Source organism: Candidatus Avelusimicrobium caledoniensis, from assembly GCF_902756455.1.
GTDB lineage: Bacteria > Elusimicrobiota > Elusimicrobia > Elusimicrobiales > Elusimicrobiaceae > Avelusimicrobium > Avelusimicrobium caledoniense.
In genome coordinates, this window is record NZ_CACVRB010000013.1 from 13514 (window position 1) to 31763 (window position 18250).

Annotated in this window: 11 protein-coding genes; 5 read left to right on the plus strand and 6 right to left on the minus strand. The window is 48.6% G+C overall.

The window, feature by feature from the left end; all coding sequences use genetic code 11:
• Window positions 1–122 precede the first annotated feature (122 nt).
• Window positions 123–7433: a DnaJ domain-containing protein gene (locus ACQY2W_RS03965; protein ID WP_428049602.1), complete on the plus strand. Its 7311-nt coding sequence runs from the start codon at window positions 123–125 to the stop codon at window positions 7431–7433.
• A gap of 60 nt (window positions 7434–7493) precedes the next feature.
• Here the strand turns inward: ACQY2W_RS03965 and ACQY2W_RS03970 are convergent, their stop codons facing one another.
• Both ACQY2W_RS03970 and gltA read right to left on the minus strand, forming a co-directional pair.
• Complete coding sequence (locus ACQY2W_RS03970) at window positions 7494–8348, minus strand: sulfide/dihydroorotate dehydrogenase-like FAD/NAD-binding protein (protein WP_428049603.1); 855 nt, start codon at window positions 8346–8348, stop codon at window positions 7494–7496.
• A 1-nt stretch (window position 8349) separates the two neighbouring features.
• On the minus strand, window positions 8350–9741 hold the full coding sequence (gltA, locus tag ACQY2W_RS03975) for an NADPH-dependent glutamate synthase (RefSeq protein ID WP_428049604.1): 1392 nt from the start codon (window positions 9739–9741) through the stop codon (window positions 8350–8352).
• An 89-nt stretch (window positions 9742–9830) separates the two neighbouring features.
• On the opposite strand from gltA, the gene ACQY2W_RS03980 reads away from it, so the two are divergent.
• Together ACQY2W_RS03980 and ACQY2W_RS03985 are read left to right on the plus strand one after the other, a co-directional pair.
• Window positions 9831–10148, plus strand: coding sequence for a YtxH domain-containing protein (locus ACQY2W_RS03980; protein ID WP_428049606.1), 318 nt, complete (start codon window positions 9831–9833; stop codon window positions 10146–10148).
• 346 nt (window positions 10149–10494) lie between these two features.
• On the plus strand, window positions 10495–11190 hold the full coding sequence (locus ACQY2W_RS03985; protein WP_428049607.1) for a type IV pilin protein: 696 nt from the start codon (window positions 10495–10497) through the stop codon (window positions 11188–11190).
• Window positions 11191–11218: 28 nt separating this feature from the next.
• On the opposite strand, the gene ACQY2W_RS03990 is transcribed toward ACQY2W_RS03985, so the two are convergent.
• The 3 genes from ACQY2W_RS03990 to ychF are packed head-to-tail and all read right to left on the minus strand — an operon-like array spanning window position 11219 to window position 15976.
• Window positions 11219–13693 (minus strand): ATP-dependent helicase, encoded by a 2475-nt coding sequence (locus ACQY2W_RS03990; protein WP_428049608.1) that lies wholly within the window; start codon window positions 13691–13693, stop codon window positions 11219–11221.
• Window positions 13690–14910, minus strand: a complete 1221-nt coding sequence (gene rlmD / locus ACQY2W_RS03995; RefSeq protein ID WP_428049610.1) for a 23S rRNA (uracil(1939)-C(5))-methyltransferase RlmD — start codon at window positions 14908–14910, stop codon at window positions 13690–13692. The genes ACQY2W_RS03990 and rlmD overlap by 4 nt, the downstream gene beginning before the upstream one ends.
• Entirely contained in the window at window positions 14903–15976 is a 1074-nt protein-coding gene (ychF, locus tag ACQY2W_RS04000; protein ID WP_428049611.1) for a redox-regulated ATPase YchF, read from the minus strand. Before ychF ends, rlmD begins: the two co-directional genes overlap by 8 nt.
• Window positions 15977–16091: 115 nt before the next feature.
• Between ychF and ACQY2W_RS04005 the strand changes: the two genes are divergently transcribed.
• Window positions 16092–17066, plus strand: coding sequence for a DUF2157 domain-containing protein (locus tag ACQY2W_RS04005; RefSeq protein ID WP_428049613.1), 975 nt, complete (start codon window positions 16092–16094; stop codon window positions 17064–17066).
• Window positions 17063–17488, plus strand: a complete 426-nt coding sequence (locus ACQY2W_RS04010) for a GDYXXLXY domain-containing protein (RefSeq protein WP_428049615.1) — start codon at window positions 17063–17065, stop codon at window positions 17486–17488. The genes ACQY2W_RS04005 and ACQY2W_RS04010 overlap by 4 nt, the downstream gene beginning before the upstream one ends.
• Window positions 17489–17585: 97 nt before the next feature.
• Here ACQY2W_RS04010 and ACQY2W_RS04015 read toward each other — a convergent pair whose 3' ends face one another.
• Window positions 17586–18086 carry a type IV pilin protein gene (locus ACQY2W_RS04015; RefSeq protein WP_428049617.1) on the minus strand — a complete coding sequence of 167 codons (501 nt, stop codon included), beginning with the start codon at window positions 18084–18086 and terminating at the stop codon, window positions 17586–17588.
• Between the last annotated feature and the right edge of the window lie 164 nt (window positions 18087–18250).

Consider the following 18250-nt stretch of genomic DNA (forward strand, 5'->3'; position numbering starts at 1 on the left):
TTATAGGACTAAAGACCTAAAATAGACTAGGTCTTTTTTCTGCCGTATGTAGGGCTTGTTATTGGGGGAAAAACCATTTATACTAATAATAGGTATGAATCCGCTGTTATAGGAGAAATAATATGTTCACTTGGCTTTGCCGTTTCATGATTTTAGTTTTCACATTTAATATCGTAGCCCCCGAATTGGCCTATGCCCAACAAGGTACGTCCTCGGCTGTGTCTTCTAAAAAAATATGGGAGAAAGTGGAAAAACAAATTTTTAAATCCCAAGCGACCCCACTGGCTTCAGCCAAGACGTTAGATGAATTAAACAAAATCTACGCCGACCAGTTAGAGGCCTTAACCGAGTTGTACATGAACACGCCGGTTACCGACGGCCTTTCGTACGAATCTTTAGCCCTCTTGGTCATGCAAATGCATGAACTGTCCGACTCGTATGTCACCAAAAAAAATTCTCTTGAACACACCGGTTTTCTTTCCTCGTTCAAAAACGGAGATCCTATCTTCACCCCGCAAGTTGCCGTAGCCGATGCTACGTATGTAGCCCAAGTCCGGGTGCCTCCCCACAATGAAGAAACAAAGGACAAAATAGACCACTTAGGTTCCTATACAAATTTTGTGAACCAATTGAGCACCCAATATCCCAATTTAGATAAAGAATTAAAGGGGCTAATTACCAAAGCGAAAGGGGATGCCACATGGCTATTTGTCAACGGAGAGTATGCCTTAGACAATTTGGCTAAAGCATACCCCCAGTTAAAAAAGGAAGTTGACAGCTTTTTGAACCAATGGGTTTCGGAAAACAACAAAATTGTGGTTAATGCCTTAGATGAATGGACCCAATTAGTTTCGGAAAACCGCTTATCTGCAGATGACATGCTGGAATATTTAGACCCGGTCATCCCTGCCGAAGAAACAACCGTGGCTACCCAAACAACTTTAACGGCGTACGCCGCACAATTCTTGTTTCAGTCTCTTAATGCCGCGCGTACTTCGGGCCAACTGGCAAACTGGGCCGATTTCTTACCGCGCGCCCAACAGCGTGCGTTGTACCGCTTGCGTAAACTTACCAGAAACATGACCGTCCGCTCCATGGACGAACATTTGATTGAGGCGGTAGGCAGCTTACGTCTGTTACTGGACCAAATTAACGCGGCATTTGTTGCCACAGGGAAAGGCAACTTTAGCAGCAGGGACGAATACCCGGTTGCTCCTACAACCGTGGATGCCGCATACGCAAAACAACTGGAAGCCGCTGTGGGCCGAGTAAGCAGACAGTACGAACCGATGGAGGATGCGGCGTATGTTTGGCCGGCGGACCAAGATCCCATTCTTCCCTACGAAGATCCTTTTGCCAATCTGCCGCCTGTGCCCGTGCAAGAATGGGTAATTTATCCGTCAGAAAAGATGTATCAGGCATACGTCAAACAGCAAAAAAAACTTACGAGTTCAACTCCCCGCAATCCGGAGCTGAACACACCGGTTACCTTGCCCACGGAACCGATGTCGTATGCACAATACAAACAGTTGGGCACAGTACCGTTTAATCCGCAGTCCGGCGACAGCGTGCCAGCCGGATATATTTTAGAAGAACGTACGGCCTATGTGTCCGGGTCCGATGCTTTAAGCATACAGCTTTCTTCTTGGTCTGCCGACGGGTACGCCTCCGTATCAAAATCTATTCCCCTTCCTCCGGAAGTCGTAGACGCACGGAACAAAAGACTTTCCGCCGCAGCCCCGGTTGCACAGGTACGTGTAGTTAATCCTGTGGCCCAGTACGCACCTCCGGCACAGCTTCCCCAGCCGACTGACAACTTTACGGATGCTTTTATAGAGGAATTAAAGGCATTAAAACAAGCTGCCCAAAAAGCGGGCGAAGGTTCTAAAGAACAAGAGCTGATGCGCATCCTGTTGCAATATGCCGTCCCCTATGTTTTATTAAGGGGCGGTTGGGACGCTAAACACGGTATTGAAACCATGGAAGGAATGTTTGCCCAAACTGCGGAAAACGGCCAACATGGCATCCTTAATTTGGGCGAACCGAAAATGGTACAGCCCTACGCCGGCGAGATAGAAACTTTGTTCGGTTTAATTACCGACACGTTGCTTTCTTACGCCTTAGACGCTAATACAGTCGCCCAAACCAAACAACAAATTTTTGAGTTTACCTACCCGGACCACGGGCCGGACACCCGCTTTATGGCATTGGGGGCAATGGGTATCTTACATTTAGAATATAAAATATCCCAAAATCCGCAGATAGCTAACACTATGTTGCGCGACCGGGAACTCAGCCCCAATGCGGCTAGTTTAGGTTTTAGTGATCAATCCCGGCAAATAGCCACCGAGTTTATTGCCTACATGTATGGCAGAATGGCCCGGTATGACGGGAAATATTCCGCGCATGATTACGGCCTTAATGCAGAACAAATGCAAGTGGTGCAAAAGACGTTGGCAGACGATGTGCTCAACCTGACCCCGGTTACGGCCTACAAAACGGAATGGAGCGCACAACACAAACAATACGTGGTTAAATATCCGTACGAAACCTACCAAGAAGAAGATTATAGAAATTCAGGCCATAATGCCTATTACTCGGACAGAGACAGACCGATATGTCTTGCAGACGGTACTACGATCAATAACTCGCCGCGAATTGTATATGTTTTCTTGTCGCCCGATATTAACCCGCGCAAAGTACAAGCGGAACAAGAGGCCGTTGTCAACCGGCTTATGTTGGAAGTAGCGTTCTGGATCGTGGCCGACGGTATCTTTCAGTTCGTTTTCAGAGCTTTAAGATATACTTTTACCGCCGTCAAATGGACGCCGACGGCTTTAAAAGCCGCCACGCGGGGCAGCAAGTTATCTTTTGAGAGCCGCGTTGGCCGTTTTATCAGCAAATTACGGCAAGGTATCAATTACAGCAAACCCGGTGTCAAGCGGACCTTATCACGGGCAGGAGTAGAAGTTACTAATACAGCCCGCACTACGCAAAAAGCTTTCGTCTCCGCCAAGGAAGGCGCTGAAATGGCTGTTAAGAGCGCAGAGGAACTGTTTGCGGAGTTGGGGCAAATCTCGCAACAAGTAGGCAAGGCCTCCGCCCGGGAAGTGGCACAAGGGCTATCCAGAGCTACCGAACAAATACTGCAAACAACTCGGAACTCTACCCAAGTTGCCAAGAAATTGGCCCCGAAAATGAAAGAGATTCCTTCGTTGGCTAAAGCCGAAGAGGCCGCTGCTGCAGCCGAAAGGAATGTGACCTTAGCCCAAAATGCCAGGGACGCGGCCCAAGGTACGCGCGAGTTGGCCCAAGCCGAAAAAGCACTACGTCAAGCCGAGCTGGCCTATAACGAGGCCCGCGCAACGGCGGCAGCCGCACGGGCCCAAGAAGCACAGCGCTTGGCCCAACAAGCCCGCGAAATGGCGCAGGCCGCTAAAACGCCGGAAGAATTAACTAAAGCAGCCGAAATGGCCACAAGAGCGGCTGAAGAATCTCAAAAAGCGGCTAAAGAACTACTTGAAGTGGCCCAAAAAGCCGGGGACCTGCACGTTGCCCCGGGAAACCCGGTTACTGTTGAAGTAGATACTCCGGTAACCCGTGCCGGATCAACGCCAACCGGCAGACGGTTAGACGGCCAAGGCGGTTTTTCTGACTGGGTATCTCGTCGTTGGAATAACCTGTTTGGCAGGAACCCGGACATCAGTTCCTTCCATATCAATGCGGCACGGCCGGGTTTTGAAAGAACGTCTTTTGACCTGGGGGCCGAAGCGTTAGGATTCACGCGCGGTGTTAACACTACGTTGGACCGCGCCCGTTTCTTACGCTATATCCAACGCGGCCCGCAGAATGGATTGGGCGTATCCTTGTCCCCCATGAAATGGATGGACCTCTTGCGCGTTGGCACAGAAGCATCTGTATTAAACGCTACCGGCCGTGCTTTTCAAAGAGATCTGGCAGGTAGCAGCTTAAGTTCCGGTCTGGGCGGGAAAATGGCCCGGGAAGCCGGAATCCCCAGAGCCGCTTTATCCGACGGAACAGAAACACTGCTCTTAGGCAGCAGCGAACCGATTGCAGGCAAATCGTTTAGCGAAGCGGCAGCCGCCGCCCAACGAAACGCGGCCGAGCAATTGCTCCGTACACCTCCGACCCATTTTAAATACTGGAAACATACCCCGGATGGATGGGTGGAAATTTCGTCGCAGGAATTTTCCGACTTGACCATGCAAATCCAACGGGAAAATTTAACAGCGGCCGCCCGCGGCGGTGCTACTATTGAGGCCGAAACTGTACCGGACTTTTATGAGATCTTGGGTGTTCCGCGTGATGCCACATACGAACAAATGAAAAAGGCTTACCGCCAAGCAGCAATGAACACTCACCCAGACCGCTTAGCCGGTTTGCCCGAAGCAGAACAGAAAATGCTTGAAGAACGCTTTAAACAACAAGCAACCGCTTGGGAGGCCCTTGGCTACGAAAATGCCACGAAGGTCAAGTATAACGGCAAGATATACACCCGTACCCAATACGATGCTTTGTTAGAACAACAAGCCGTCACCCCAACCGGCTCGCTGATTCCTTCGCCGGAAGGTGATTTCTTGGCCATTACGCCTAACGCGGATGCCGCTGTATCGGGCCATATGACCGGCGGACTCGGTCAAACCGTGGGCGGCAGAAGCTATCGCTTACGCTCGGACAGAGGACCTGTGGCCAACGGCGGTTTCGGATTTAACGAAAAAACATTCGGAAACGAACTGTGGATCAATGATTTTGCCAAACGCCTCTACGAAACCGGCGGTTTCGGCGCGGCGGGAGTAGGGCCGGTATTTACCAATCTCCCGCTGGTCCGTAAGGCAATAGGCAACTTCATCTTCTTTACAGGGTGGGAAGTGTTGGACCGCTTTGCATACGGTATACAAACCGAAGGAATTATGTACAACCGGGCTATTGATGCTTATAACGCAGAACTGGACCGCTACCCCAACGCGTTTAACGAGCACGACCACTTGCCTTCCACCGAAGAGCAAACGCCGAATCCGATGCTGCGTTTGAGCTCCTTGTTCAAAGCAGGGACGGATCCGGAAGCCCATGCCGGCTCTTTTATGTTTGGTACTGCAGGCATGTTAATCGCATTTGCTCGCGGACAAGAATTTATTTCCACCCAGCAAAAAACACAGATTAGTTTCGGGGCAGACAACAGCGTGTATAACCAAGCGCTGACCAATCAAATGATTTATTCGTTGCGCGACACCCTTGACACCAAACGCGCACAATACACAGCATTTGAACCGCGCACCGCGGAGCTAACCCGGGGGAAAACGGACATCCTCGCCCAACTTAACGAATTGGAAGAACTGGTGGACCGGTACGTTGCTATCCATAAAAAGGGAAGCAACAAAGAGAGAAAAGAATTGCTGGACCAAATAAAGAAACTGAATGAACACCTGCAAACAGAAGAACAAACTTTCGCCTTGCACGTGCAAGAAGATGCTACCCGTAATCAAACGGCTTTGCAGTGGACTGCCGCACGCCAATCGTTTGAAGATGCGTCGGCGGTTACCAACCCGCTAGCCAAAGAAGCTCAGGCCGTCTTGGAACAGATGAAACGGTTGCAGCCCCGTTTGGATAAAATTTTAGCAAACGGACAGCCGTGGGAAAAACAACAAAAACAACTTGAAACGAAAGTTTATAACGACAAAGCTTACATAGCAGCTCTAGAGGCATACGAGTATGCCGCTTGGCGGTTAGAGTTGTCCAACCTGCACCAAGAGGTAACGGACCAAGGCGGCAAGTATCCGCAAGAAGCGCAAGCAATGCGTGAGGAATTGAACAAGTTAAAAACCAAACTGAACGAAATTATTGCCGGCAAAGAGCCGCTAGAGCAAAAGAGAAAGAAAGTGGAACAACTCTTTAAAGATCCGGCTTTCGTTAAAGCAAGACAGGCCTGGTTGCTTAAAGTCAACATTCCGACTCTGCAAACCGGTTTGGCCAATGCACGTGCATCCTTTCAACAAGAGTTAGATGCACAAGAATTTGATACGTGGAATCGGCTAGCCGACGTTTACACAAAAGAGCTCTTTGACAACAACTTTGCTCTGCTGTGGCAAGAAACGGTAACGGGGACGGACCTCTCGCAATCGCGCCAACAAAATTGGCAAAACATATTAGCGATACGTAGCCAACTGCCCACCGACTACCGGCCGGCCTTGCGCGATATCGTAGCCGATTACGACGCGCTCAACCAACGCCTGCAAGCACTAGCCTCTAACGAGGAAGGCACTGACGAGGAACGTTACCAAGAAATGCTCCAAATACAAAAAGAAATAGAGCAATTACACAACGGAAAAGTAGCGGACCTGAATGCCCTTTACGTTACGAATGCATTTGCTACACAGGAAAATAACTTGAACCGCGCAGCGCGTGAATTCTTTGATATCTCCGTTGATCCTACGGCACCGGAAGCAGACCGCCAAGAAGCGGATCGCCAACTGGATTTGATCAAACAAAAACGCGAAGCATTACAGGTAGCTGCCTCCCAAAAAACGCGCGAAGACCGGGAGCTTTGGCTCTCTTTCTGGTTGCAAAACCCGACGTTGTTTGTGGCAGACCAAAAGGCCAAAAACCAGTGGGTCACCAACCTGGCGGAGGACTTACGCTATTGGCACGACAACGAGGCGTTATATTCCCAGCAAACCGCCGGGCAACAAAGCACGTTGGCCTTTGTGCTAAGCACTCCACCCGACGGAAAAAACGTTGCCCCGGCCCATGCGGGTCAACAACAACTTTTGCAAGAACGGTTGGATGCACTGGCTAAATTGCAAAAACAAGGCACGCTGTCCAACGAACAGTGCGTAGCCGCTTGGTCAGAATTGCAACAGTATAAAAACAACTGGAACAACCCCGTACAGTGGCCGATCTTTGCAAGCACTCCGCAAGCGCAACAAAATGCAAACGCCTGGTTCAAGTACGCTAGCATTACCGGAGACCCCTCCTCGGGCAGTTGGATGGACGACATCTATAATTCTCCGTTTGCCACCCAGTTGGAGGGAACCATTGCGGCGCTGGCAGATATTGAGGAGCAAAACGCCTTCCTGCGCGAGTTAAACACCATCCGGCTGGAGGCCCTCGGAAAAATGGCGGCTCTGTTAAACCAGTGTCTGTACGATTTGGAAGAAATCTGGTCTGATAAAACCTTGTCCGTAGACAAACGTGCGGAAAAAGCAGGGATCCTGTTGTTTAAAAAATTAGGGAAGGCCAAGGGCGTCGGCATGTTTGACACTCCGGCCCTGGCGATAATCAGAGACTATAATGATACGCTGAACGAACTTAACACGCGTATTACTATGAACGCAGCGTCCGCGCGACAAAAAACTGATCATTCGGAAGAATTAACACCGGACGAAAACCCATCCGGCTCAACAGGAGCTTACTAATCATAAACAAAAAAAGACCAACCCCCGGTTGCCGCCGGGGGTTGGTGCTTTATAACAAACTTAATGCAAACCGCATTTACAAACGTGGTCTTTGTGAAAAATTTCCAAACTCTCTTTTTCAAGCGGTTTATATTCGCCGGTACGGCGGATGAGTTCGTCAAAATCAATGGTGCTCGCCGGAAACATCGGCCCTTCCACACACGCAAAACGCACTTTGCCCTCCACCGTTACGCGGCAACAACCGCACATGCCCGTACCGTCTAACATAATCGGGTTTAAACTGGCGTAGGGCTTAATGGAAAGTTTATCCATCAGCCGCGCGGTAAATTTCATCATGGGTATCGGCCCGATAATAAATCCGGCATCTATTTTTTCGCCGTTGTCGTGCAACTGTTGGATAGCGTCTGTTACCATGCCTTTCATGCCGTGTGAGCCGTCGTCGGTAGCGCAAACGGTTTTATCACACAGCGCGGTCATTTCGTTTTCCAAAATTAGTAGTTCTTTGGTGCGCGCACCGAGTACGGCTATTACGCGGTTGCCGGCTTCTTTTAACGCGCGGGCAATCGGATACACTTCGGCAATTCCCACGCCGCCGCCGACTACCGCCACCGTGCCGTAATTTTTAATTTCCACCGGCGTGCCCAGCGGCCCGGCCACGTTCAAAAATCGCTCGCCTTGGTTAAGCGAATTAAATAAAGCGGTAGATTTGCCGATCGCTTGAATAATAACGGTAATCGTGCCTTTTTCCTTGTCCCAATCAACCAGCGTCACCGGTACGCGCTCGCCGCCTTCGCGCCCGCGCAAAATGACAAACTGCCCGGCCTTTGCCGAGCGCGCGATCAGTGGTTTGTAAATCACAAATTTAACAACGGCACTATTTAAAGATTCTTTAACTAAAATTGTATTTTCTTGCATATTATTTTCCCCCGTTTAGATACTTGTTAATGCGGCGCGCGGCTTCAATGCCGTCTTTCATGGCCAGTAGTACCGTTGCACCGCCGCGGATAATATCGCCCCCCGCATACACACCGGGAATAGAAGTCTTGCCTTGTTCGTCTAAAGAGAGCACCCCGCGCTCGGTGGTTTTTAACTGCGGCGTGGTTTTGGCGATAATCGGGTTCGGACGTTGACCGATAGCCACGATGACCGTATCGGCGGGCAAAATAAATTCAGAGCCGGAAATTTCCACCGGGCGGCGGCGTCCTTTAGCGTCGGGCTCGCCCAGTTCGTTGCGGGTACATTTAATGCCGGTAACGTGCCCTGTTTCGTCTTGCAAAATCTCTTTGGGGGTGATGAGGTAATCAAATTGCACGCCTTCTTCCTGGGCGTGTAATACCTCGGCCGCGCGGGCGGGCATTTCGGCCGCACTTCGGCGGTAAGCCACCGTTACCGTGTCGGGCCCTAAGCGCATCGCACAGCGCGCGGCATCCATGGCACTGTTTCCCCCGCCGAGGACGACCACGTGTTTGCCGATACGAATTGGCGTATCGGTTTGCGGAAATTTATACGCTTGCATTAAATTGACGCGCGTTAAAAATTCGTTGGCGCTATATACCCCAACGGCACTTTCGCCCGGTATACCCAGCATGGTGGGAAGCCCCGCCCCGCTACCTATATACACGGCATCAAATTCTTTGAGTAAATCTTCCACAGTTTCGCTTGCACCGACGAGCACGTCGGTTTGAAATTTTACGCCCATTGACTTGACGGTTTCAATTTCTTTATCAATTACTTCGCGCGGCAAGCGGAAAGACGGTATCCCGTAACGAAGCACGCCGCCAAACGCATGGAGCGCCTCAAAAACAGTTACCTCGTGCCCGGCGCGCGCGAGTTCCGCCGCTGCCGCAATAGACGACGGGCCGGATCCGATACACGCCACTTTTTTGCCGGTTTTTTTCGCGCAGACGGGCGTTTTTAAAAGGCCCTCTCGGCGCGCGGTATCGGCGGTATATCTTTCCAACATGCCAATGTTGACCGCGCCGAATTTTTCTTTTAATACGCAGTTGCCCTCACAATGTTTTTCTTGCGGACAGACGCGCCCACAGATAGCGGGGAGCAAACTGGTTTCCATGATTTTGCTAATCGCACCGCCGACGTTGCCGTCTTTAAGTAGTGCGATAAACGCCGGGATTTGTACCCCTACTGGGCAGTTGGCTTGGCAACGCGCGTTTTGGCAGTGCAAACAACGGTTGGCCTCGGCCAAAGCTTCTTCCTTGGTAAAAATTTGGGCGACTTCTTCAAAATTCTTCTTACGAACGGCGGGATCTAATTGTTTACCGTTTTGACGCGGAGCGGACGGATTAGGCATGATAAATTCCTCTCTCTTTTGGACTGGAAAAAATAATCTTTTGTTGTATAATATCTATATAACATTATACAAACTAAAGGAGGGGGATTATGTGCAACAGGACTGCTGAAACCGGACTGGCCGCATTTTTACTCGGTGCCGTAACGGGCATTGCGCTTGGTGTGCTTTTTGCACCTGCTAAAGGTGAAACCACCCGGCGCAAATTGAAACGCTGGGCCGAAGAAAATTACGAAGAACAAAAGGACTTCGTTTTGGAACACGCCGAAAATGCACGCGGAAAATTTGCAGACCGCGTAGATAGCGCGCGCGAAAAAATTGCCGAAGGCAAAGAACGCGTGATGAAAGAATGGAACAAACGCAAAGAAGAAATTGCGGCTAAATTCCGCAAAGACGAAGAAGAGAAATAATTTCTCTGAAATATACAAATTCCCGCAAAAGAATATCTTTTGCGGGAATTTTTTTGTCTTTCCGGCAAACTCCTCAGAATAAAGAGAGTGCCGTTTGTCGTTTTCCCGCCCCTTTAGTGCTGTTTATAAAAAGCGCCAAATCGGAAAAGAAAATTTACATGTTTGAGCGAAGCGAGTTTGTAAATTTTCCCGATTTGTCTGCTTTTTATGGCAACCCTGCGGGCCGCCCCCTAGGCGGCACTCTTTTGCTAGCTTTTCTGGTGCCAGAAAAGCGAAAAGGGGGTTGACAAATCAAAAAAAAAAACGATAATAAAGGGACGGAAAAAACAACAAAGGAGCAACAAACATGAAAAACATAAATAAAAATTTGTCATTCCCGAGATTTGTTGTCGGGAATCTTCCTCTTTCTAAGTCGTTATTAAAAGAGGAAAAACAACGCTTTTTTAATGGGAAGGTGGAAGATCCCCGACAGAAACATTCGGGGATGACACCTAATTTTAACAACAGTGCATTTACACTGATTGAACTTTTAGTCGTTGTCCTCATCATCGGCATACTCGCCGCGGTGGCATTGCCGCAATATCAAAAAGCAGTGGAAAAATCACGCGCGGCGCAAGTGTTGCCGTTATTGAAGTCCGTATATAATGCGGCGGAAGCGTATTATTTGGCAAACGGGAAAGCTGCCTCTTCATTTGATGATCTGAGTGTGGATATCCCGTGGACAGGAACAAGAAAATGGTATGACAATTACGCCTCGCCCGTAAAATCTAATAACGATTGGAGTTTGCAACTGTACTTTGATGCCGCTAAAAAAGAGCCGGCCATCAGTATAGGGCGTCTGACGGGGAAATATAAAGGGGGCGGTTTTATGATATATCTTCAATCAGCCGTCAATGGACTACCCAAAGCAACGCCTGTTTGTGTGGAGCGTCGTACCGACGGAGCGAATTTTACCGAACCAGACGGAAGTTATTGCAAAAACATAATGAAAGGCACGCTAAAATCTACACATAGTACGATGCGTTGGTACACGTTGCCATAGTAAAATTAGCACCTGGTTACGTTTGCAGTTACAGTATTTCCAGCGGGGCGAATTTGAGCATAAACGTCCGTTTTGTGCCGTTACCAAAAACAACCGTAATCTTCGCGCTCTCGCCGGAGCCCGCAATTTGCACAATTTTACCTTGCCCAAATACCCCGTGTTTGACAAGTCCGCCGATAGCAACCCCGTCGGCATTTTTTTCAGCCGGTTTTTCGGGCTCTTTCGGCGCGGGAGGAACGGCACCCGGCACGCGGCGCGGATCAGATAAACTGTAACCGGACGGTTTCGGCGCGGCATACAAAGCGCCCACACTCGGCGTGCGCGCGTAAGAAGAAAAGGAAGAAGACGTATAATCTAAATTTTCATCGTCTTGAATTTCGTACCCGTCTTCATCGTAGCGTTTTTGGAAGCGGCTTTTGCGCGCGTAGCCCTCAAAACCGCCGTCGTAATTATCGCTATACTCACGTTTGCGGCGGGTAAAGCGTTCGTAATTTCCGCCGGAGTAGGAAGAATTCCCCCCCCATGCAAAGCGCGTGCGCGGCGCGGTTTCCTCTACGGCGTTTTCGTCTAATAAACCGCTCTCAAACAAAAAGCGCGACGGTAAATTTTCCTGTAATTGCCCGAACTTGCGGCGCGTTTGCGCGTACGTCAAAAACAGCCGCTTGCGCGCGCGCGTCATGGCTACGTAACAAAGCCGGCGTTCCTCTTCGGTTTCATCCTCGTTATCGCGCCCGAGCGGAAAGAGATTTTCCTCTAAACCCGTTACAAACACATTGTCAAACTCCAACCCTTTGGCTAGGTGGACCGTCATTAAAGTAACTGCACCACCCTCACCGGCTTGTGTTTCGTCGTCGCCGGACAAAAGCGAAATCTCTTGCAAAAAGTCCGCCACGGACGGCTCTTTCTCGCCTTTTTCGCAACGCTCGTCATAATCTTTAACATCACTAACCAATTCCCCCAAGTTTTGCAAGCGCGATTCGGCTTCCGGGTCTTTATCCATTTCCGCTTTGACGGCATCCATATAGCCCGACTCACTTAAGATTTTATTAAAAACATCCGCGGGATCAGTCAACAACATATCCCCGCGCCACTTTTCAAACAGTTGCACCAGTTTGATAGCCGCTTTAACAGCCGCCGAACTTAAGCCCGGCACGTACGCCGCATTTTTGAGAGAATTGTAGAGTGAAATTTTATTTTCTTCCGCATAGGCAAGCAAACGATCCTGTGCGACTTTACCAAGTCCGCGCGTAGGAGCGTTGATAATGCGCAGTAAACTGACGTTGTCATTTGGGTTCACAAGTATGCGTGCATAACACATCATGTCTTTAATTTCTTTACGGTCGTAAAAGCGCATAGCACCAATTAAACGGTACGGAATTTGATATGTTTTAAAAGAATTTTCAAAACTGCGGCTCTGGGCGTTGGTGCGGTAGAAAACGGCAATATCTTTTAAACTCGCCCCTTCCGTTTCCACGAGCGATTTTATGTTTTGGCTAACCCAACGCGCTTCGCGCCCTTCGGTTTCCAATTGGCGCACTTCAATCGGGTCGCCGGAGTCTTTTTCGGTAAACAGGTTTTTCTCTTTGCGTTGTTTGTTTTTGGAAATCAGTTTGTTAGAAGCATCCAAAATTACTTTGGTAGAGCGGTAATTTTGCTCCAGCGTGATAATTTTAGCGTCTTTAAAATCTTTTTCAAACTCCAAAATGTTGCGGATGTTCGCCCCGCGCCACGAGTAAATACTTTGGTCCGGGTCCCCCACGACGCAGAGTTTGCGGTGGACGGCGGCGAGCATTTTGGTAATTAAGTATTGGGTGCGGTTGGTGTCCTGGTACTCGTCCACCAAAATATATTGAAAAAACGATTGGTAGTAGTTGCGGATATCCTCGTGGTCGCGCAGTAATACGGCGGTTTTGACGAGTAGGTCGCCAAAGTCTAGCGCCCCGGCCTCTTTTAATTTTTGCTCGTAGCGGCGGTAAATTTCCGCGACGCGAATTTTACCGTCCAACCCCGACGCGGTGGCCGATTGCATCATCGTATCGGGCGAAATCATATCGTCCTTGGCGCGCGAAATAATACCGACAATTTGGTTGACTTCTTTTTTGGGTTCTTTAACGCCCATTTGCTCAAGCAGCAAAGTAACGACCTTTTTTTGGTCGTTATCGTCGTAAATGGCAAAATCTTTAGAAAGGTTTAACACGCCCGCGTGTTGGCGCAAAATGCGCACGCCGAACGAGTGAAACGTGTGGATCCACACGCGCCGCGCGTTGCCGGGAACAAGTTGTTCCACACGCTCGCGCATTTCTCCGGCGGCTTTGTTGGTAAACGTAACCGCCAAAATGCGCGACGGATTGTAGCCGTCTGCGATCAGTTTGGCGATTTTGGTGGTGAGCGTTTTGGTTTTTCCCGTTCCCGCGCCGGCCACAATCAGGCACGGGCCGCCGTCGTAATTAACAGCGGAAAGTTGCTGTGGGTTAAGAGAATTTAACGCTTCTTGTAAGGTCATTTTAATTTCAGTTGGACAAACGTTTCAATGTGCTCGCTGTGCGGGAAAAAGTCAAACGCTTCTACGTGTAAGATTTCGTAATGTTGCGTTAAAATTTTTAGGTCGTTAGCCAGCGTAACCGGGTTACACGAAATATAAAGCACGTTTTCTACGCCACTCTCGGCCACCGCCTTGGCGGCTTTGGGGTGCATACCGCCGCGCGGCGGATCTAAAATAATCAGCGCGTCCTTTTTCTCAATCGGTTGCTGTTTAACAAAATCTTCCACTTTGGCGCAGAAAAATTGTACGTTTTTTACGTTGTTAATTTTGGCGTTTTCAATACCGTTGTAAATCGCGGGTGCAACGGACTCCACACAAATACTTTTCTCGCACAAGTCGGCACACGAGAGTGAAAAACTACCCGCACCGCCGTACAAATCATAAATTTTCTTGGGGGCGAGTTTTTTAACAAACCCGCGCACGCGGCTATACATTTTTTGTGCCGTTTTCGTGTTCGTCTGAAAAAACGATTGCGGCGAAAGTTTAAAAATCACTTCGCGCTCTTTTTCGCCGTTTTCGTTTGTTAAAATAATTTTTTCAAAAATATGGTCTTTGCCTTTGAGTACACGCAAGCTCTCCGGCGCGGCGGTGTCGGCAAGACCCGTGTTCACAGCGGCCATAATGTTGGCGTTTGGTAAAACGCTTTCCACCGCTTGCACAAAGGTTTTTTCGTTAAAATCGTCCGTTACAAATAAAACGACAATTTGCTCGCCGGTGTTTTTCCCTTCGCGCACCAATAGATGCCGCAACACGCCCGTATGTTTGCGCGTGTCATAATACGGCAAATTTTCCGCCGCCGCCCACGCACGGAGTGCGTTTAACAAAGGCACAAGTTTATCGCTAAACAAAAGGCACTCGCTGATTTCCACCGCCCTATCAAAACGGCCTTTATATTTAAAACCGAGTGCTTGTTCAAACTCCAACGGGCGGGTTTTGTTGGCGGGGTCTTTTTTGTTGTAATCTTCGCGCCATTTGACTTGGTGGCAAAAGCCGAGTTCTACCTTGTTGCGGAAATAAAACGGGTTGTCGGTTTGGGTAACGGGGATTTCCCGCGTCCAAAATTCGCGCAGAGTTTCTTGCAACTTGGCTTGTTTTCTGGCCACTTGCTCGTCGTAAGATAAGTTGAGCAGTGCGCACCCGCCGCACACGCCGAAATGTTTACACGTTTGGTTAGGCATTGATTTTAAACAGGCAAACGTCGCCGTCCTTTACAATATAATCTTTGCCTTCCGAGCGTATCAAACCGTGCTCGCGCAAAGATTTTTCGTCGCCGTATTTGACAAGGTCGTCAAACGTATAGACGTCCGCGCGGATAAAACCTTTTTCAAAATCGCTGTGAATTTTGCCCGCCGCTTGCGGTGCCGTACAGCCGACGGGAATTAACCAACTGCGCACTTCTACTTCCGGTCCGGCGGTAAAATACGTGCAAAGATTTAATAACTTCATCCCCTCGCGCACTACTTTTTCAAGCCCCGTGTAATCGCTGCCCGTTTCGGCGAGGAACGCGTGTTTTTCTTCTTCTGAAAATTCGGCAATGTCGGCCTCAAATTTTACGCACAACTCCACAAAACCCGCGCCGTTTTCTTTAGCGTACTTAGCCACTTTGGCGGCATTTGCCTCGTTGCGTTTTTCGCTGTTGTTGCCGACGTACAAAACCGGTTTGGCCGTTAAAAATTGATATTCTTTTAATTCTTCCGGCTCTAAACCTAAAGACGAAACGGGCTTGCCGTTTTCCAACGCGGCTTTAATTTCTTTCATGCGCTCAAACGCGGCTACGGCATCTTTTTTGCCGGACTTGGCGTTGCTGCCCAGGCGGTCGCAAATTTTAGTGGCACTTTCCAAATCGGCGAGCATGAGTTCGGTGTTGATGACTTCAATATCACGCAACGGGTCCACGGAGTTCATCACGTGCGTGACGTTTTCGTCTTCAAAAAGCCGCACGACGTGAATAATAGCGTCCACTTCGCGGATGTTGGCTAAAAATTTGTTTCCTAACCCTTCGCCTTGGCTGGCGCCTTTGACGATACCGGCAATATCTACAAATTTAATAAACGCAGCGGTTTTCTTGGGCGGTTTAAACATTTCAAAAAGTTTATCTAACCGCTTATCCGGTATCGGCACAATGCCGACGTTGGGCTCAATGGTGCAAAACGGATAGTTGCTTGCTTCCGCACCCGCGCAGGTTAGCGCGTTAAACAAAGTAGATTTGCCCACATTAGGCAGACCGACGATACCGATTTCCATGAGAAAACTCCTTGGGAAGAAAAATACTAAAAAACTATATAGATATTTTAGCATTTTAACCGGGCCGCTGTATGAAACGAAAAATTTATATAATGACGGTGTACACGGAGAAGATATGTCTTTACAGAAAAAACTGAACACTTGGAAAGAACAACAATTTATCACCGCCGAACAATGCGAAAAAATCGCGGCTTTTGAACGTCAACGCGCCGCGCGCACGTTTGGCCGCTCGGCTTTTATCATTGCCGGACTGCTGATCGGGTTGGGTCTTTGTTTGATAGTGGCTTCTAATTGGCACGCGCTGGGCCCCGTGATTAAATTGGCGGGCGATTTTGCCCTGTTGGGCGGTTTATTTTATACGACGTTTTGGTGCATTACCCACGAGCGTAAAGGGCTTACCGAATTATTTACCATATTGTCTTTTTTAATGATCGGCGCCACGATCGGGCTTATTGGGCAGACGTTTCATTTAGACGGCGGATGGCACTCTTTTGCCACCGCGTGGGCACTGTTGGGGTTGCCGTTTGTGGTGGTCAGCCGGGCCCTGTTTTTTAACGTAGGGTGGTTGTGTTTATTTTTCAGTCTTTTTAATAACGGATGGTGGGAGAAAATTTTTGATTTTCTCTTTGACTCCTTTAATACCGGCACGGTAAGCGCAGTCCTTTGTTTGTGTTTGTTAAGTTATGCCGGCAAAAAATTAGACGAAACCGCCCACCCGTACACGCTGTTTCCCAAGGCCTTTGAAAAACTGGCTATGTGGCTGGCGTATCTGAGTATTTTTGGTATCGGGCTACGTTGGGGCACTAGCGGTTGGAACCACCATTTAGGCACTACCTTGCTTGCCAACCTCGTCGTGTTTGCGTTTTTGGCGGGGCGGATGTTTTTGGCCATACAAACGCAAAATATGATTTCTTTCCGCCGTAACGCTATTTTAACGGAAATTTATATTTTTATACTTTTTGCCAGCCACTTGAGCAATTTGTTTATGTCCGGCGTCGGGTTTATTTTCGGCGGGTTAGCCGTGTTAGCCCTGATTTATGTTTTCAAGCACACGTCTTTATACATTAAAAATATGGAGGCCTTTAAATGAAAACAAAAATTTTAGCCGTCTGTTTTACACTCCCTTTTGTGTGTTTAGTGGTTTGGACCTTGTGCCTGACGTGGCAACGCAACCACGGCACGGATGTAAAAGTAGCCGTTATGGGCTATGATCCGCGCGATTTACTTTCCGGCCATTATATTCAATACCAAATTGATTGGGCCAAAACCGATTGTACGCAATTTGAAAATAATATCTGCCCGAAGGAAAATTTCTGCCGCGAAGGCCGCTGGGGGCGGCAATGCCGTTTCTACGTGCCGGAAGAATATGCTAAACAATTAGATGAACTTTTCCGCAAGCGCAACAACCCGCAAACCACTTTTGAAGTGATTTATTCCTACACGCCGGGGCAAGGAGCGATGGCCAAAGAGTTACTTATCGGCGGAAAAAATTGGCGTGAAAGCGTGCGGTAGGGAACCCCCCAACCCAACGCATTGATTTCCATAAAGACCCCAAAGAAAATTGCTGAAAAGCTTGTAAGACGTCCTTTTTAAGGGGCTCGTTTAAGGCCTAGGGCAACACATAAATCGTACATGCGCCAATGGTACAATCGTCCGAATCTGAAGGATTTGTTCCACCCAAATTTTTACACAGCAAGTTGGCGGTCTTGTCACCTTGTTTAGCGTAGCATTTTTTCTTGCCGGCCAATGTGGAATTGATATTGTCATAATAGGACACCCATGTATTGGTATTAGTTTTGTTTTGTATATAAACGTAAAGCGGGGCCTGTAAGGAAATACGGACACCGCTGGGCAATTTAATCTGAGAATTTGTCGGAGTGGTACCCGGAAACGAAATGTCTAAATCTTCCACAACCGTAGTATAACTGCCATTTGCCAAACGATACCGCTCTTGCGCTAACTTTATATTTTGGGCAACGGTTATTGCTTCTGTCATACGTGCTTTTTCCACCGCCAGTGTATACTGCGGCAGAGCTACCGCGGCAAGTATGCCGATGATAAGAACAACGACAAGTAATTCAATAAGCGTAAATGCTTGTTTGTTTTTCATACAACCTCCTTTTTATCATTAAATAAAATGTAGCAAAAAAAAAAACGATGTCAATAGGCAATTTTTTACCGACGATTAAATGTAGGTCAGGCTACGCCTGACAGAAAAAATTCCTTATTTATGTTGGGTTAACACCCAACCTATAAGAGCTGCAACGAAAGAGA

What these genes read in the sequence shown, in the direction of transcription:
- ACQY2W_RS03985 (WP_428049607.1), top strand. Translation starts at nt 10,495, where the DNA reads ATGAAAAACATAAATAAAAATTTGTCATTCCCGAGATTTGTTGTCGGG.
- ACQY2W_RS04015 (WP_428049617.1), bottom strand. Translation starts at nt 18,086, where the DNA reads ATGAAAAACAAACAAGCATTTACGCTTATTGAATTACTTGTCGTTGTT.
- ACQY2W_RS03965 (WP_428049602.1), top strand. Translation starts at nt 123, where the DNA reads ATGTTCACTTGGCTTTGCCGTTTCATGATTTTAGTTTTCACATTTAAT.
- ACQY2W_RS03990 (WP_428049608.1), bottom strand. Translation starts at nt 13,693, where the DNA reads ATGACCTTACAAGAAGCGTTAAATTCTCTTAACCCACAGCAACTTTCC.
- ACQY2W_RS03980 (WP_428049606.1), top strand. Translation starts at nt 9,831, where the DNA reads ATGTGCAACAGGACTGCTGAAACCGGACTGGCCGCATTTTTACTCGGT.
- ychF (WP_428049611.1), bottom strand. Translation starts at nt 15,976, where the DNA reads ATGGAAATCGGTATCGTCGGTCTGCCTAATGTGGGCAAATCTACTTTG.
- ACQY2W_RS04005 (WP_428049613.1), top strand. Translation starts at nt 16,092, where the DNA reads ATGTCTTTACAGAAAAAACTGAACACTTGGAAAGAACAACAATTTATC.
- ACQY2W_RS04010 (WP_428049615.1), top strand. Translation starts at nt 17,063, where the DNA reads ATGAAAACAAAAATTTTAGCCGTCTGTTTTACACTCCCTTTTGTGTGT.
- rlmD (WP_428049610.1), bottom strand. Translation starts at nt 14,910, where the DNA reads ATGCCTAACCAAACGTGTAAACATTTCGGCGTGTGCGGCGGGTGCGCA.
- gltA (WP_428049604.1), bottom strand. Translation starts at nt 9,741, where the DNA reads ATGCCTAATCCGTCCGCTCCGCGTCAAAACGGTAAACAATTAGATCCC.
- ACQY2W_RS03970 (WP_428049603.1), bottom strand. Translation starts at nt 8,348, where the DNA reads ATGCAAGAAAATACAATTTTAGTTAAAGAATCTTTAAATAGTGCCGTT.